The organism is Microbispora sitophila, assembly GCF_014892245.1.
GTDB classification, from domain to species: domain Bacteria; phylum Actinomycetota; class Actinomycetes; order Streptosporangiales; family Streptosporangiaceae; genus Microbispora; species Microbispora siamensis.
This window is the reverse complement of sequence record NZ_JADBGC010000001.1, coordinates 377460-394124: the sequence shown is the minus strand read 5'-3', so window position 1 is coordinate 394124 and position 16665 is coordinate 377460. Positions and strand designations below refer to the sequence as shown.

11 protein-coding genes are annotated in these 16665 nt (G+C 71.3%); 2 read left to right on the top strand and 9 right to left on the bottom strand.

Features of this window, described 5'->3' with window-relative positions:
- Positions 1-107 precede the first annotated feature (107 nt).
- Positions 108-1727 (top strand): SMI1/KNR4 family protein, encoded by a 1620-nt coding sequence (locus IL992_RS48170; protein ID WP_193201531.1) that lies wholly within the window; start codon positions 108-110, stop codon positions 1725-1727.
- 42 nt (positions 1728-1769) lie between these two features.
- Here the strand turns inward: IL992_RS48170 and IL992_RS01815 are convergent, their stop codons facing one another.
- Together IL992_RS01815 and IL992_RS01810 are read right to left on the bottom strand one after the other, a co-directional pair.
- Entirely contained in the window at positions 1770-5747 is a 3978-nt protein-coding gene (locus IL992_RS01815; RefSeq protein ID WP_193201530.1) for a discoidin domain-containing protein, read from the bottom strand.
- 239 nt (positions 5748-5986) lie between these two features.
- Positions 5987-6619, bottom strand: coding sequence for a TetR/AcrR family transcriptional regulator (locus IL992_RS01810; protein WP_319018297.1), 633 nt, complete (start codon positions 6617-6619; stop codon positions 5987-5989).
- Positions 6620-6666: 47 nt separating this feature from the next.
- Between IL992_RS01810 and IL992_RS01805 the strand changes: the two genes are divergently transcribed.
- Positions 6667-8004 (top strand): glycoside hydrolase 5 family protein, encoded by a 1338-nt coding sequence (locus tag IL992_RS01805; protein ID WP_193201529.1) that lies wholly within the window; start codon positions 6667-6669, stop codon positions 8002-8004.
- Here the strand turns inward: IL992_RS01805 and IL992_RS01800 are convergent, their stop codons facing one another.
- From IL992_RS01800 to IL992_RS01770, 7 genes are all read right to left on the bottom strand, one after another.
- Complete coding sequence (locus IL992_RS01800) at positions 8005-9102, bottom strand: LacI family DNA-binding transcriptional regulator (protein WP_193201528.1); 1098 nt, start codon at positions 9100-9102, stop codon at positions 8005-8007.
- Between the two features lie 94 nt (positions 9103-9196).
- Positions 9197-10885 (bottom strand): hydantoinase B/oxoprolinase family protein, encoded by a 1689-nt coding sequence (locus IL992_RS01795; RefSeq protein WP_193201527.1) that lies wholly within the window; start codon positions 10883-10885, stop codon positions 9197-9199.
- Positions 10882-12936 (bottom strand): hydantoinase/oxoprolinase family protein, encoded by a 2055-nt coding sequence (locus IL992_RS01790; RefSeq protein WP_193201526.1) that lies wholly within the window; start codon positions 12934-12936, stop codon positions 10882-10884. The genes IL992_RS01795 and IL992_RS01790 overlap by 4 nt, the downstream gene beginning before the upstream one ends.
- Complete coding sequence (locus IL992_RS01785) at positions 12933-13916, bottom strand: substrate-binding domain-containing protein (RefSeq protein ID WP_193201525.1); 984 nt, start codon at positions 13914-13916, stop codon at positions 12933-12935. The genes IL992_RS01790 and IL992_RS01785 overlap by 4 nt, the downstream gene beginning before the upstream one ends.
- A gap of 41 nt (positions 13917-13957) precedes the next feature.
- Complete coding sequence (locus IL992_RS01780) at positions 13958-15037, bottom strand: ABC transporter permease (RefSeq protein WP_193201524.1); 1080 nt, start codon at positions 15035-15037, stop codon at positions 13958-13960.
- On the bottom strand, positions 15034-15843 hold the full coding sequence (locus tag IL992_RS01775; protein WP_193201523.1) for an ATP-binding cassette domain-containing protein: 810 nt from the start codon (positions 15841-15843) through the stop codon (positions 15034-15036). The genes IL992_RS01780 and IL992_RS01775 overlap by 4 nt, the downstream gene beginning before the upstream one ends.
- Entirely contained in the window at positions 15840-16664 is an 825-nt protein-coding gene (locus IL992_RS01770) for a PfkB family carbohydrate kinase (protein WP_193201522.1), read from the bottom strand. The genes IL992_RS01775 and IL992_RS01770 overlap by 4 nt, the downstream gene beginning before the upstream one ends.
- Between the last annotated feature and the right edge of the window lies 1 nt (position 16665).

Here is a 16665-nt window from a genome sequence, read left to right as displayed (position 1 = left end):
CCGGCCAGCCCGATCAAGGCAATTGCCGTGCACCTGCTGCACTGGCATTTCCGCCTCTGAGCCGATTTTTCCGGCGCGGAGGCGCACAAGATCGATAAGGTGCGCCGGTGATCGGACTCCGGTGGGCGCGTGTCGTACGGCCGGCGCTCGTGGCCGCGCTCCTGATGGCCGGGCTCGTGGGCGAGCCGGACCTCCTGAAGGACGCGGTGAGTTGTCTCTCCGTATTCTTCGGCGACACCGTGTCGCTGTCCTGCGGCGACCCCGAGTTGGAAGCGAGGATCAAGGCCGAGGCGCTCACCCCTGAGGAGGCGAAGGCAGTCGGCTGCCCACCGATCCATTGGAAGGGCGACTGGAGCATGCCCAAGTCCGACCCGCTGTCGCAGCCCGGCGTCATGGGCACGGACCCGACGTACGCGGAACCCACGTACACCCCGCGCACGCCCGATCCAGCGGTCGCCGCGCGGGTGAACCAAGCGTGGGACCGGATCGAACGGTGGCTGGGCGCGCACGCCTCGGCCACGCTGCGGCAGCTCAAGTTCGGCGCCTACCCGCAGAACCTCGCCCGGTGGGAGACCACGCACGACCGCCGACTGCCCGACGACCTGTATGCCTCCTACCTGCGGCATGACGGCGCCGACGGCAACCTGGGCTCGGGGTTCCGGCTCCCGCCCTCCTACGGGCTGCTCGACCTGTCCGAAATCGACTACATCAACTGGGACAAGTGCCAGGAGCTGGTGATGGAGGGCGACCTGGACGCGGCCGACCCCGAGCACGGGGTGTGGCACGGCAGTCTCCTGGCCATCGGCAGCGACGCCGGCGGCCGGGAGTTGTTCGTCGAGCCGCGTACGGGCCGCGTGGGCGAGGCCTCATGGCAGGAGAAGCTGGAGTACGACGGCCCGATGGGCTGGCCGTCGCATGCCGCGATGCTGGAGGCGCTGGCCGGCGCGCTGGAGCGGGGTGCGGCGCTGCGCGACTGGTACCCGGTCGTCACGGCGGGCTGCGAGCTGCGCTGGGCCGAGCAACCTGCCCCCTTGCGGTCGGGCTGCGCCGGCGGCCCCCGGCCGTCCCCCAGCCCCACGCCCACGGTGGAGCCGACCCCGGAGAAGCCGACGGCCGAGGAGCTGCGGGCCGGCGGGTGCCTGCCGCCCCGCCGTACGTCCCAGGTGCGTATGCCGGGCCCGCGCGTGACGGCCCAGGTGAACGCGGCGTGGCGGCGCGTCGAGCGGTGGCTGGCCCGCAGGGCGCCCGTCACGTTCAAGCGGCTCCGGCCCCCGGCCCGCCCCCTGGACATCGCCAGGTCGGAGGCGGCGATGGGGCTGCGCTTCCCCGACGACCTGCGCGCCTCGCTGCTGCGGCACGACGGCGGCGGCTCCTGGGGGTTCGGCCCCGCGCCGTTCTACGAGTTCATGTCCGCCAAGCACATCCACTCGGAGTGGAAGATGCTCTGCGACATCGGAGGCGACTCGCTCGGCTACTGGTGGGACGGCCACCTGATCCCCTTCGCCTACGCCAACGACGGCGGGAACCTCTTCGTCGACACCCGTACGGGCAAGACGGGCGAGTTCTTCAACGAGGAGGGGCTCACGCTGGAGGGCGACGTGGTGTGGCCGTCCTACCTGGCGCTGCTGAAGGCGACCGCGAGGTCGCTGGAGACCGGCAGGCCGATCCGCGGCTGGCGGCCGAAGGTCGTCAAAGGCGAACTGGAGTGGGAGAGCAGCCGGGGTTGAGCGCCCCCGGGCCGTGTCAGGCGGGCCCGGGGGCTGCCCCGATCAGGTGACGGTCACCACCGCCTTGGCCTCGACCGTACTGCCCGCCACGTGGCCGGTGACGGTGAAGGTGCCCGGGGCGGCGTACCTCGCGGGATCGACCGCGTCCCACGTGACCTTCACCCGGCTGTCCCTCGAGCCGTCGTTGTAGGTGGCGACGACGGTGCCGGGCAGCGACGGAGCGGTTCCGGCCCGCGTGGTCACGCTCTCCTCGGCGATCGAGGTGACGGTGACCGCGTCGGTGGTGCGCACGTAGACCGTGGCGTGGACCGCGTCGCGCACGCCCTCGGCCAGGCCCGCGACCGTGAAGCTGCTACCGCCGGTCTTCACCTGGTCCAGCGTGACCGGCTGCCAGGTGACCTTGGCCGTACCCCGCCCGCCGTCGGCGTACGTGGTCTCCACCGAGGCCGGCAGCTCGGGCAGCGTGTTCACCGGCGTGGGCACGTGCACGGGCCGCACGCCGTCGGGCCGCACCGCGTACGTCTTCCACTCCAGCAGCCCGACCGAGCCCTGCCCGGACTCGAGCACCACGCGCAGCCGGGTCGTGGTCACCGGATCGAACGACACGGTGTTGTACGTGTCGGCGGCCACGGGGTAATCGGCCTGGATGTCCGTGAACGCGGCGCCGTCCCAGTACTGGATCTTCCAGGAGGCGGGGACCCGGACGCCGCCGCCGTCATCGAAGAAGTAGATGTCCGACTTGTTCACCTTGACGGGCGCGGGCCATTCGAGCTGCACCCACTGCGTGCCCTGCTGTGGCCACGTGCCCCAGCGGGGGTTCACGCCGTCGTTGGACCGCGGCGGGTCGATGCCGTCGTTGACCGCGCTCACCTTCTCCCACGGCGAGGTGTAGGAGGCGGTGGGCGTCGCGTTCGCCGCGATGTTCACCTCCTCGGCCTGCTCGGTCGCCGTGACGGTGACCGTCGTCCGGGTCGTCAGCGCGCCGTCCGTGACGGTCAGCCGCACCCGGTAGGTGCCCGCCTTCGTGAACGAGACCGTCGTGCCCGTCGCGCCGGACGGGTCGCTGAAGAACGCCTCACCGGGCCCGTCCACGAGGTCCCAGGCGGCGGTCAACTGCCCGGACGGCAGGCCGTCGTCCTTGACCACCGCGTTCAGGCGCACCTGGCCCGGCCGATTCACGCTCTCGTCCCGCACGACCAGCGCGTACGGCGCTCGGTTCTGCGCGGACGACGGTTTGTCACCGGTGGAGAACGCCTGCACCTCCTTCAGGCCGGTGGCGTACCCCGGCCGGTGGGTGACCACCACACGCAGCTTCGCCGTGGTGATCGACGGGAAGCGCACCTCGTTGAGGTTGGCCCGCGGGTAGACCGGCGACTTGGCCTGACCGGGCACGTCCTTCCAGTCGGACCCGTCGAGGTACTGGATCGTGTAGAGCGCGGGCTCGCTGTATCCGCCCGTCTTGCGGTCGTTCAGGAAGTACAGCCGCACGTCGTCCACGGGCCGCGCCGAGCCGAGGTCCACCTCCAGCCAGTCGGACGCCTTGCCCGACCCCTTGCTTCCCCAGTAGGGCTCGTTGATCGTGAAGCCGTCCACCGCGCCCGCCGGGTCGCCGTACGAGGCGGTGGCGGACCTGACCAAGTTGGGCGCGTCACCGTCGAGCGACACCCCGGCCTTGGCGAAGAGGTCCTCGATCCTGTCGCCCTTGAGCTTCACCTCGGTCGGCGCCTTGAGCTGGTGCGCGGCCTCGCTGTGCAGCACTGTGCCGCCCTCGACACGTCCTGTCGCGGGATCCCAGACGGCGTGGGCCAGGCCCGCCAGGGTGACCTTGCGCTTGCCGTCGATGAAGATCGAGTAGCCCTCGGGCACGTCCCGATACTTCACGTCGCCGTCCGGCTTGTCCCAGACGATGGTCAGGTCGTGGCCCCGGTAGTCGATGTCGTTGACCGTGAAGTGGTCCCAGCCGATGTCCACCGGCCACAGCTCGACCTTCGCGTCGTCGCGCGGGCGCAGCCCCATGACGTCCTCGATGACCGTCCAGTTGCTGCTGCCGAGGATGGTGTGGTGGATCCAGGAGCGGTAGCCGATGCTCTTGGTCTGCGGGTTCCAGTTCGCCCAGAACTCGTTGGCGTCCGGCCAGCGGGTGTCGCCGCCGACGAACTGCGCCCATGCGTTCCAGTAGAGCAACTGCTTGTACATCTCCGGGGTGATGTACGGCGAGGAGTACTCGTGCAGCGCCTTGGAGAACAGCGAGAAGTCCCGGGTCGAGTTGATCTGGGAGAAGTTGTTCGACCCCGGCTTGCCCTGGGCGGCCGCCTCGGCCTTGTCCTTCTGGTTGGCCGTGTAGAAGGGGAAGATCGGATATTCGGCGGGGTCGGTCCACAGCCGCAGCGCCTCGCGGTACTTCGGCTCGTCGGCCGGCACCAGCCCGGTGGCGAACGGGATGTAGTTGTTGGACTCCTTCCACGGAATCAGGTTGCCCGTGCGCAGGTCGCGGTGCTTGAAGACCTTGTCCTGGTCGTCCCAGAGCAGCGTCAGGATGCCGTTCTTGACCCTGTCGGCCACGCCGCGCATCTCGGCCGCCTTGGCGCTGTCGCCGATCAGCTCGTACGCCTTCGCCGCGGCCATGGCGTTGGCGTAGACGTAGGCGCCCTCGGCCCGCTCGTTGGCGCCGCCGTAGTAGTGGAACGACACGGCGTCCGCGTCGTTGCCCGTCATCGCCTCCCAGTCGTACTCGATGACGCCGTTCTTGTTGGAGTCGTACGCGTTGAGCTGGCCGTAGACGTCCTTCTCGGCGTACCGCGCCAGGTTGCGCAGGATGCCGGGCTGGCCGCCGTGCAGCCGGTAGCTCTCCAGCGCGCTGGCCGAGATGTACTGCGTGTAGCTGTTGCTCCAGTTCTCGGGGTCACCGGGGTTGTCGGTGTACTTCGAGTTCTTGGAGACCTCGCCCGCCGACACCCACGGCCCATAGGAGTAGATGGGGTCGCGCAGATACTTGAGGTCCTGGATGAACATCGGCACGGTCAGCACGATCGCGTTGTTGTAGCCGAGCGCGCCCTCGACCGACGTGGGGAACTGGAAGTCGTTGCCCGGGATGTCCGCGTCGAGGAAGTTGAAGCGCATCAACCACCAGCGGTAGTAGACGAACTTCTTGATGTTCTCGTCCGGCACGTCCATGTAGGGCACGTTGTCCGCCCACCAGGCGTTGTAGTCCTGCAACTGCCTGGTCAGCGCCTTCTCCGGCGAGCGTCCCTTGTAGCCGTCGTACTCCTCGCGGGAGCCCGGCAGCTCCTCGGTGACCAGCCCGAGCTGCACCTTGGTGCGCACGGTCGTGCCGGGGGCGATGGTCAGCGTGCCCTTCAGCGCGGCGCCGTCCACCTTCAGGCCGTCGCCGCTGAGCCTGGGGAAGATCGTGGTGAGCCGGTTCTTGGCGGTCACCACCCCGGTCAGCTCGCGGTCGCCGTCCGCGGTCTTCGCGTACGGCGAGGTCACGGTCACCTGCACCGAGCGTTGCGCGGCGCCGGTGTTGGTGATCTCGAGCGTGGTGACCAGCACGTTCTCGTGCGTGATGAACTTCCTGACCACGACCGACAGCCCGTCGCCGGTGTAGACGCCCTCCCAGTGGCTGGGCATCTGCAGCCGCTCGGCGACGTTCTCCCGCAGGGTGCTGCCCAGATCCACGGCGTACGCGTCGCGGTTGTCGATGCTCTCCCAGTAGGCGAGGCTGCCGCCGAACCCGATCACCGACGGGTCGTGCTCCTTCATGAACGCCGCCCTGCCCCGGCTCATCAGCCACGGGCCGGCCGGGTCGTCGCCCTTGCGGGCCAGCATGCGGTCGATCCAGTAGGAGTCGCCGCCCTTCTCCTTGTCGTAGATGGCCCGCATCATGCGCCGCGGGTCGTATTTCACCGGCTCGTCGGGGACCGGGTCGCCGCCGGTGAAGACCGGCAGGCCGAGCTGGTCCTGGGAGTGCGCCGGCAGGATCTCCGGCGCGGCGGACGCCGGAGTTGTGAGCGTTAACATACTGCCGCTCAGCATTGTCAGCGTTAACAACCCCGCTGCCGCCGGGGTCCGCCAACGTGGCTTCATGACCTCTCCTTCCGGCATCCCCCCGCGACGCACGAAACGAACTAAAAGGTTTTCGGTAACGTAAAAGAAACCTCAGCCCCTGTCAACGGTCATGACATAAGTCCAGTTCAGAGGTGGACCGAAGGCTGCGAAAAGGTTTTCGTGATCTTGCGAAGCGTTGGGACGCAGGGCGGTCAGGGCAGCCGGCCCGCGATGCCGTCGAGGACGAAGTCGAGCCCGATCGCGAAGCGTTCCTCCGGCGTGGGACCGGCCGGATGGGTGAGCCATTCCGTGAGGTGGGGCAGGTGGCCGTCGGCGGCGGCCAGTTCGCGGAGCGCCGCGATGGCGGCGTACAGCCGGGCGTCGTCGTCCAGGCCGTGGCGCCGCTCCTGGCGGGCCTCCTCGCTCTCCTGCAGGGCGCTGCCGAAGACGTGCCTGTCGATCAGCGCCGCGTAGGTCATGGCCTCGCCGACGGTCGCCCCCTGCCGTACGAGGACGGTGAGCATGAATTCCAGCCTGCGCATCATGTGCGGACCGGCCGGAGGGCGGGCGTGGACCAGCACGGAGAACCATGGGTGCCGCGATGTCATCCTCCGGGTCTCCAGGGCGAGCGTGCGCAGGTCGCCGCGCCAGTCGCCGTCGGGCTCACCGGGCAGCGGGATCTCGGCCGTGGCCGCGTCGAGCATGAGGTCGAACAGGCCCTCTTTGTTGTGCACGTGGCGATAGAGAGCCATCGGCGAGTACGGCCCGAGGTGTGCGGCGACCGCCTTCATCGTCAGGCCGTCCAGTCCTGCCTCGTCGGCGACACGGATCGCCGCCGCCGTGATCTTCTCCCGGTCCAGCCCGCGCCTGCGCGGCGGCGGCTGCCGGCATCGTGCGGGCGTACGTGTACTGGAGCCAGGTCGAGCCCGAGCCGGGCCGCTACCGCTGGGAGGTGGTCGACGCGTTGCTCGGCCAGCTCGACGGCGACGAGGAGGTGTGGATCACCCTGTGCTCCAGCTCCCCGTGGGCGACCCGGACGCCGACCGACTTCCTGCCGCCCTCCCCCGCGAACGACCTGAACGCCTACGCGGAGTTCGTACGCCGGGTGGTGGGCCGCTGCGCCGGCCGGGTGCGCTACTGGCAGTGCGACAACGAGCCGAGCAACACCGACCTGCTGTGGGCCGGGACCGCCGACGAGTACGTCGCGCAGCTCAGGGTCATGTACGCCGCGGTCAAGAAGGCCGACCCCGCGGCCGCCGTGGTGCTCGGCGGGTGCGGCTACGACGTGCTCTCCGGCGGGGCGGGAAGCGAGCCGTGGCGCTTCTTCGAGCAGGTGCTGTCCGGCGGCCGTGACGCCTTCGACCTGTTCGACGTGCACCTGTACGGCGACGCCGCCGCGGTCCCCGCCCACATCGAGGCGGTGCGGGAGCTGATGCGCGCGCACGGCTGTCTCAGGCCGGTGGTGGTGGGCGAGTACGGCGCGCCCGTGCCGTTCGAGTTCCCCGACGCCCAGGCCGTCATGTACGAGGTGTTCGCCGAGGCCTTCGCGGGTCAGCCGGCCGTGCAGAGCACGAGTGAACTGGCCGCCAGGGCGCGGCAGGACACGCCCGAGCGACGGGCCATGGCCGCGTTGTACGCGCGGATGCCGCAGCTGCCGCCCCGGCTGGGGATGTTCATGGAGGGGTGTTCCCCCGAGCTGGAGGCCAGACGACACCGGATCAACTGCCGCCAGCTCGTCGCGTGCACCCTGCAGGCGCTCGCCGCCGGGGTCCGCCGCACCCTCTACTGGAACCTCGCGCCCGAGGTCCCCGGACCGGCCGATCCCCTGCAGATCATGCATCTGATGTTCGGCAAGCTCGCCATGCTCGGCTACCGGGACGGCGAACTCGCGGTCCGGCATCCGGCGGCGGACACCTTCGCCCTTCTCGCCGCGCAGCTCGCGGGGGCCCACCGGGCGACCCGGGTGCGCCCCGACGATCCGCCCGGCCTGTACGCGTTCGAGGTCGAGCGTGCCGAACGGGGGCCGCTCCTGGTGCTTTGGGACCGGCGCGACACGGCCGACGACACGGCCGACGGGGAGGCCCGGCCGCCCGTCGCCGTCTCCTGGCCCTGGCCCGCCTCCACCGCGACCGCCGTGGACGCGTTCGGCGAGCCGCACGCCGTCGAGGTCCGCGACCGGCGGCTGCGCGTGGCCGTCTCCGGCACGCCGGTGTTCGTCAGCAGAACCTGATCATGACGAAATCGGGGCGACGGACTCCCGTTCGACCAGCGTGACGTCCATGAACAGGGTGGCGGGCGGTGCGGGCTCCGGGTCCCGCAGCCGCCGGATCAGGCGCCGGGCCGCTTCCGCGCCCATCTCGTAGACCGGCTGGGCGATGACGCTCAGGGCCGGGGAGACCAGCACGGTCCAGTCCAGGTCGTCGAACGCCACCACCGAGAGCCGGTCGGGCACCACGACGCCGAGGTCGCGGATCGCGCGATAGGCGCCGACCGTCATCAGGTTGTCCACCGTGAAGATCGCCGTCGGCGGGTTCTTCAGCGCGAGGACGCGCTTGGTCTGCTGGTAGGCGGCCTCGGCGGCGTAGGTGCCGGTGCGCCGGACCAGCTCGCGGCGCACCGGGACCCCGGCGTCCCAGTGGGCCCGCAGGTAGCCGAGCAGCCGGGCCTCGCTCGGGCTGAGCTCGCCCAGCGACACCTCGGCCTCCGGGGTGAGGAACCTCGCCCAGTCCTGCTCCCGGGGCTGGCGCAGCTCCGTGACGATCGCGACGCGCCGGTGGCCGAGGTCGAGCAGCCGGCGTACGGCCTGGTAGGCGGCCTTCATGCCGTCCACGATGACGGCGTCGGCCTCCAGCCGGTCGCTCACGCGGTCGAACAGGACGACGGGCGTGCCGCCGCTCTGCGCCTGTGCCAGATGCTCAACCTGCTTGACGTCGGCGGGCGCGCAGATGATGCCGTCCACCTGCTTGTGCAGGAGCAACTGCACCGCCTCACGCTCGCTGGCGAGGTCCTCGTCGCTGTTGGTGACGAGGGTGCTGAAGCCGTTCTCGTGCGCGACGTCGGAGATCCCCCGCAGCGCGCGGGCGAAGAAGGGACTCTCGATGTCCGCGCACACGACCCCGATGGTGTCGGTCCTGCCGGTGCGGACGCTGGCGGCGAGGCGGTTGGCGCGGTAGTTGAGCTGCCGCGCCGCCTCCGTCACCCGCCGCCGGACGTCCTCGCTGACACTTCCGTAACCTCCCAGCGCGCGCCCCGCGGCGGCCGTGGAGACACCGGCCAGCGCCGCCACGTCCGGGAGCGTCGCCCGCCGCGGCCTGCTGGATGCGGTCACGGATCCTCCTCTTCCCGGTCTCGGTCGCCGCCGGCGGGATCCCGGCCGTCATCGCGTTCGCGGGCGCGCCCGGGAAGCGCCGGCGGCTCGCCCATCAGCGATCGGCCGCAGCGAGATTGTAGTGATCCCGCGCGGCGCGGGCGGTGATCCGCCCGCTGCGCAGGTCGGCCTCCACGGCCTCCCTCGGGCGCAGCGCCGGGTCGCCGAACCCGGCCCCCCCGCCGGCCCGCAGGCTCACCACCTCGCCCGGTGCGGCGACGTGCTGCCCCTTCGCCGGCAGCGGGGTCTCCTCGCCGTCCTCGCGGATGAGGACGATCGAGGCGGCGGTGCCGGGCAGGCCGCCGTCGAGCCCCTGCGGAACGTGACCGGGGTCGCTCTGTTCGGCCTCGGAGAGGAACTGCATGGGCCCGTCGGAGATGTTCCGGTAGTCGGCGCGGATGCCCAGGCCGCCCCGTGTGCGCCCCGCGCCGCCGCTGTCGGGCCTCAGCTCGTAGCGCTCGACGCGCAGGAGGTAGCTCGACTCGATCACCTCCGCCGGGATGATCGCGCAGTTGGCCATGTGGACGTCGACCGCGTCCGCGCCGTCGTGCGAGGCGGTGGCGCCCGCGCCGCCCGCGACGTTGGCGAGCAGCACGACGCCGTCCCCGGTCTTCGGCGAGGCCGACTCGCAGATCAGCACCGGCCAGCCGACGAACCACTCCGCCGACGCCCGGTGCGGGGCCGCCGGGGCCAGCGCCCGGGTCATGACGGACGCCAGCCGCTGGGAGGCCAGGTGCCGGTCGCCGACCGCGGCGGGGAAGATCGGGTTGACCGCCGAGCCCTCCGGGGCGTGGATGGTCACCGGCTCCATCGACCCCTCGTTGAACGGCACGTCGTCGGGCAGCAGGCACTTGATCGCGTAGTGCACGACCGACCGCGTCGTGGACGTGGGAATGTTCATGCCGCCGGGCATTTGCGGATCGCAGCCGGAGAAGTCGACGTGCGCGCCGTCGCCCTCGATGGTGACCGTGACGGCGAGGCGGACGGACGCCCCGGGGTTGATGCCGTCGTCGTCCAGCCACCCCTCGGCCCGGTACGTCCCGTCGGGCAGGGCCGCCAGCTCGGCCCGGGTGCGCTCGGCCGTGTAGCCGATCAGGTCGTCGATCGCCGTGACCAGCGTGTCGGTGCCGTACCGCTCGGCCAGGCGGGCGAAGCGGCGGGCGCCCGAACGGGCGGCGGCGACCTGGGCACGCAGGTCGCCGTGGTTCTGCTTCGGGTGGCGGGTGTTGGCCGTGATGATGTCGCGGACGTTCGGCTCGGGGACGCCGCGCACCTCCAGCTTCACCGCCGGCAGCATGACGCCCTCGTAGAACGCGCTGCGGCTGGTGGCCGCCGCCGTGCCGGGCACGACCCCGCCCCAGTCGGCGTGGTGCGCGATGGCGCCGGTGAAGCCGATGAGCCGCTCGTCGCCGTCGAAGACCGGGACGAACAGGTTGAGGTCGTTGGTCTGGCAGGCCCCCAGGTAGGGATGGTTGCTGAGGAAGACGTCGCCGGGGTGAATGTCGTCGTCCCACTTGTCGAGGCAGGCCCGCAGCGCGGGGGACATCGAGGCGAGCAGTGTCGGGATGTCCAGCGCGGCGGCGAGCAGCCGGCCCGACCGGTCGAACACCGCGCAACTGTAGTCGCGCATGTCCTTCACCACGACGCTGAGCGCGGTGCGGCGCAGCGCGGTGCCCATCTCCTCCGCGACGGTCTCCAGGGCGTGCCGGATGACCTCCGTGGTGATCGGGTCGGTTCGTCTCATGCGGAGGTTCCCTTCACAGTCAGGACGAGGTTGCCGTCGCCGTCCACGCGCACCCGCGCGCCGGGCGGCACGACCGTGGTCGCCTCGCGCTCCTCGATGATCGCCGGGCCGCTGAACGCCGCCCCCGGCGTCAGGTCCGCCCGCTCATACACGTCGGTGTCGACCCATCCGGCCCCGCGGAAGCAGACCCGCCGTACGGAGGCCGGGGCGGGGGTGGAGGGCGCCTCCTCCGAAGAAGCGGCGGCCGTGCGCGGCAGCACGCCGTACACCTCGACGCCGACGGCGACGAGCTCGACGCGGGCCTCCTTGTCGCTGTGCCCGAACTCGAACTCGTGCTGGGCGTGGAAGCGGTCGAGCGCCTCGGCCAGGCTCTGCGCGTCCACGGCCCCGGGCCGCAGCAGCACCTCCACGTCGTTGTCCTGCCAGGCGTAGCGGAAGCGGGCCAGCCGGTTCTCGGTCCGTCCCGTGGTGAGCGACTCGACCCGGGAGAGCCGGTCGCGGGCCCGGTCGAGCAGGCCGGTGAACAGCCCCTCGATCTCCTCCGGGCTCAGCGTGTCCACCGGCGTGTCCACGGTGAGCGAGAAGTCGTACTTCAGGTCACTGGTGGCCAGGCCCAGCGCCGAGAACGTGCCGGGGTGGCGCGGCACCAGCACGGTCCTGATGTCGACCATCTCGGCGACCGACAGCGCGTGCATGGGACCGGCCCCGCCGAAGGGCAGCAGCACGAAGTCGCGCGGGTCGTAGCCGCGGTTGACGCTGACCACCCGCACGCCCCTGGCCATGATGGCGTCGGCGACGTCGAGGATGCCCAGCGCGGCCTCCTCCAGGCCGATCCCGAGCGGCTCCGCGACGTGCGTCAGCACCGCCTGCCTGGCGGCCTCCACGTCGAGGGCCATCTCCCCGCCGAGGAACCGCGCGGGGTCCACCCGGCCGAGCACTACCTGGGCGTCGGTCGTCGTGGGCCGGGTGCCGCCGCGTCCGTAGCAGGCGGGCCCGGGGACGGCGCCCGCGCTCTCCGGTCCCACCCGCAGCAGCCCGGCCGCGTCCACCCGGGCCAGCGACCCTCCGCCGGACCCGATGGTGTGGATGTCGAACTGCGCGACCTGCAGGGGCCGCCCCTCGAACTGCGACGACCGGTCCAGGCGCGGCCGGCCCTCGTGGATCAGGCAGATGTCGGTGGACGTGCCGCCCATGTCGAAGGTGATCTGGTTGGCGTACGCCGGGTTCTCCGCCACCCGGGCGGCGGCGAGCACCCCCGCCGCGGGGCCGGACAGCACCATCTTGTGCGCGGCGGCCGACGCCTCGGCGGCCGACATCACGCCGCCCGAGGACTGCATCACGAAGAACGGGCAGGTGACCTTCTCGCTGTCCAGTCCGGCCTCGACCGCCGACAGGTAGCGCGCCACCAGCGGCTGCAGCGCCGCGCTGATCGCGGTGGTCGACGCCCGGGGATACTCCTTGATCTCGGGCGCGACCTCGGAGGAGACGGCCACGTGCAGGCCGGGCAGCGCGGCGGCCAGCCGCTCGGCCACCCGGCGCTCGTGGGCGGGGTTGCGGAAGGAGAACAGCAGCGTGATCGCGCACGCCTCGGCGCCGCTCGCCGCGACCTGGGCCACGACGCGGTCGATCTCCTCGTCGGTGAGCGGGGTGACGACCCCGCCCAGCCGGTCGAGCCGCTCGCCGATCTCGAAGACCATGTCGCGCGGGATCACCGGTTCCGGCTTGACGACCCCGAGGTCGAACAGCGCGGGCCGAAGCTGCGTGCCGATCTCCAGGACGTCCCGGAAGCCGCGGGTCACGATCAGCGCGGTGGGCGGGAGCTTGAACTCCAGGAGGGCGTTGGTGGCGACGGTGGACCCGTGCGCGAACATCCGCAGCGCGCCGGTGTCGACGCCGCGGGTGCCGCGCGCGGCGCGGACGCCGTCGAGCACGCCGCCCGCCTGGTTCTCCGGTGTGCTGGGGACCTTCTCGACGAGGACGCGTCCGTCGTCCCCGATGACCACGACGTCGGTGAAGGTCCCGCCGACGTCGATTCCGAGGCGTTGGCTCACTTCTTTCCTGCCCTGTAGAAGTACGCGCTGACGGCGGGGTCGTTCATGTTCTCCTGGGTGGCCACGACCGCGTCGAGGCTGACCGACTGCGGCTTGGTGCCGTCCTTGAGGTAGGCGGCGAGGTCGGAGACCGCCCTGCTGCCCATGTCGCCGGGCTTCTGGATGATCAGCGCCGCGACCAGGCCGCGCTTGAGCAGGCTCACCTCGTCGGGCGAGGCGTCGAATCCGACGATCTTGACCTTGTCGCTCCTGCCCGCGGCCTGTACGGCCTGGGCGGCGCCGAGGGTGGGGTTCGTCCAGTTCGTGAAGATGCCGGCGAGGTCGGGGTAGCGCTTGAGCACCGCGCTCACGGTTCCGGCGATGGTGGTGAGGTCGGTTGCGTCGTAGCGCTCGGCGACGTACTCGAGTCCGGTCTGCTTCAGCCCCTCCTGCCAGCCCTTGAGGCGGGCGTCGGTGCTGGAGGTGCCCGGGGTGTAGCCCTCGAAGGCCACCTTGCCCTTGCCGCCCAGCAGCTTGTCCATCGTCTGGGCGGCCAGGCGGCCGGCGGCCTCGCCGTCGGAGGTGACGGTGGCGAGGCGGGCCGACGGGTCGGCGACGTCGGCGTCCACCGTGATGATCGGGATGCCCTGCGCCATGACCTGCTTCATCGGCGCGATCATCGCCTTGGCGTCCAGGGCGGACATGATGATCCCGTCCGGCTTGCGGGCGGCGACGGACTGCAGGAGCTGGGTCTGCGAGGCCACGTCGAGCGTGGACGGCGCCTGCCAGCTGAAGTCGAAGCCCTGCTTCCTCGCCTCGGCCTCGGCTCCGGCGACCAGGGTGAGGTAGTAGGGGTCGAACTGGTCGTTCAGCAGCATGACGATCTTCTTGCCGGCGGCGCTCCCGCCTCCGGCGCCGTCGGCGGACGAGGTTCCGCCGCAGCCGGCCAGCAGGCAGACCGCCAGCGCGCTCGCGGCCAGGGCGGGGATGGTTCGCTTCATCGGGTTCCTTCGGGATGAGGGGTGGGTGCGAGCGAGGAAGCTCATGTGCGCTCCTGAGCGCGGATCTTGACCTGGTCCACGTAGACGGCCACGAGCAGGACGACGCCGACGGCGACGTTCTGCCAGAACGGCTGGACGTCCATGATCACGAAGCCGCTCTGCAGGACCGCCGGAATGAGCGCGCCCACCACGGTGCCGGAGATCCGGCCCCGTCCCCCGAACAGGCTCGTCCCGCCGATGACGACGGCGGCGATGGCCGACAGCGCGTCCCCGGAATGGCTGGTGATCGACGCCGTGCTGAACCGCGCGACGTCGAGGACGGCCACGATCCCGCACAGGGCGCCGGTGCCGACGTAGAGCAGGACCATGTGCCGCCTGACGTTGACGCCGGCGCGGCGGGCCGCCTCCAGGTTGGCGCCCATCGCGTAGGTGTGCAGGCCGAAGCGGGTCTTGGACAGCACGACCCAGAAGACCGCGGTGACCACGGCCGCGATCACGATGGACCACGGGATGACCCCGAACAGCTTGCCGAGGCCGAACGACGACTGGAAGGGCAGCGGCACGTTCTGCACGTTCTGGCCGTTCGTCCAGACGCTCGCCAGGCCGAGCACGATGCCGCCGGTCGCGAGCGTGGCGATGAACGGGGGGATGCGGAGCTTCACGGCGAGCAGGCCGTTGACGGCTCCCCAGCCGGCGCCCACCAGCAGGCCGCAGACGATCGCCACGGTGATCGCGACGCCGAGGTTCGGATAGTGGAAGTCCGCCGCCTGCGCCGCCGTCCCGGCGAGCGCCCCCATCACCTTCGCGACGACGACGGCGGAGAAGATCGTGATCGAGCCGATGGACAGGTCGAGCCCGCCGGCGATGAGCAGGAACGTGATGCCGCACGAGAGGATGAGCAACTGCGAGGCCGTGAGCAGGATGGACTCTGCGTTGCTCAGCGACAGGAACGTGCCCGCCGGAGTGACGATCGAGAAGACCGCCACGATGGCGATCAGCAGCAGCAGGATCGTCGCGTCGGACAGCCACTGGGGGCGCGGCACGGCCCTCCTGCGCGGCGCGCCCGGCGGCGTGGTCTGCGGTGTGGCCGGCGGTGTGGTCTGCGAAGCGAGGTCGGTCATCGCGGTTCTGCCGCCCTTTCCTCGGTCGGGCTGAGGGTGTCGGCGCCCGTCATCGCCCTGATCAGATCGGTCGAGGTGACGTCGGACATGCGCGCGGTCAGGACCCGCCTGCCGAGCCGCAGGACCGTGCAGCGGTCCGCGACGCGGAAGACGTCGGGCAGGTTGTGGGAGATGAGCAGCACCGGCAGGCCCTTCTCGTCCCGGATCCGCCGGATGAGCTCGAGGACCGATTCGGTCTGCGCCACGCCGAGCGCCGCGGTCGGCTCGTCCATCATGATCAGGGCCGAGCCCCACATCGCCGCCCTGGCCACCGCGACGGCCTGCTTCTGCCCGCCCGACATCGAGCCGACCTCGGCGCCCAGGTCCTGGATCTTGGAGTTGAGCTGCCGCAGGTGGGTGGCGGCCTCGGCCCGCATGGCCTTGCGGTCGACGAACCCCAGCCGGCCGAGCAGCCCCGGCCGGGAGGGCTCGCGGCCGAGGAAGAGGTTGGCGTCCGGCGGCAGCGTCGGCGCGAGGGCCAGGTCCTGGTAGACCGTCTCGATGCCGGCCGCCTGGGCGTCCCTCGGGCCGGTGAACCGGTGCGGCACGCCATTGATCTCGACGGTGCCCTCGTCCGGCGTCACCGCTCCCGCGAGCACCTTGACCAGCGTCGACTTGCCCGCGCCGTTGTCGCCGAGCAGGGCGTGGATCTCCCCGGGGGCGATGTCCAGGTCGACGCCGCGCAGCGCCTCGACGTGGCCGTACCGCTTGCGAACGCCGCGCACGCGCACCGCGAGGTCGGCGCTGTCGTCGGCGCTGTCTTTCATGGGGTCTCCTCCGGTGGATAGAGGGCGTCGAGATCGGCGGGGTAGCCGTAACCGCCGTGGTGACGGCAGACCGAGGCGGCGTACGCGGCCGCCCGCGCCATGGCGACCTCGGCCGGGGCCGCGGGCAGCGCGACCAGCAGCTGCGCCGCGAAGGCGTCGCCGGCGCCCAGCGTGTCCACCACCTCGGTGGGGACCGCCGGCTGCCACACTGTACGTCCCTCCGCGGCCAGCAACGCGCCCTGATCTCCGCAGGTCACGACGGCGAACCGGGGTCCGAGCGCGAGGACCGACGCGGCGAACTCCGCGCACTCACGCCGGTCGAGCCGGGGCCGGGAGAAGAAGGCGATGCCGACCGAGGGCAGCAGGTCCCGCGCGTACTCCATGTCCTTGTACGAGAAGTCGAAGGAGACCTTCGTGGCACGGGCGATGTCGGGGAGCTGCTCCTCGACCAGGCTGGTGTGTCCCGTGTGGACGAGGTCGAACGACGACAGGTAGTCGAGGTCCGCCGAGCTCAGCCGCAGGCCCTCCGTCGGCGGGACGTAGTCGACGAAGGTCCGGTTGCCGTCGGCGTCGAGCTTGACGTCGGCCCGCGGGGTGGGGTGACCGCCGTACCGGGACCATCTGGCCTCGACCCCCTCGGCGGCCAGGCTGTGCCGTACGAGGTCGCCCGCCGGGTCGGCCCCGATCGAGCCGAGGTAGGCGGTCTCCGCGCCGAGGCGCCCGGCGTGGACCGCGACGTTGCAGGCGCTGCCGCCGGGGAAGACGAGGCCGAGGTCGAGATATCTGTCGACGACGTTGTCGCCGACTCCGCACAGCCGCATC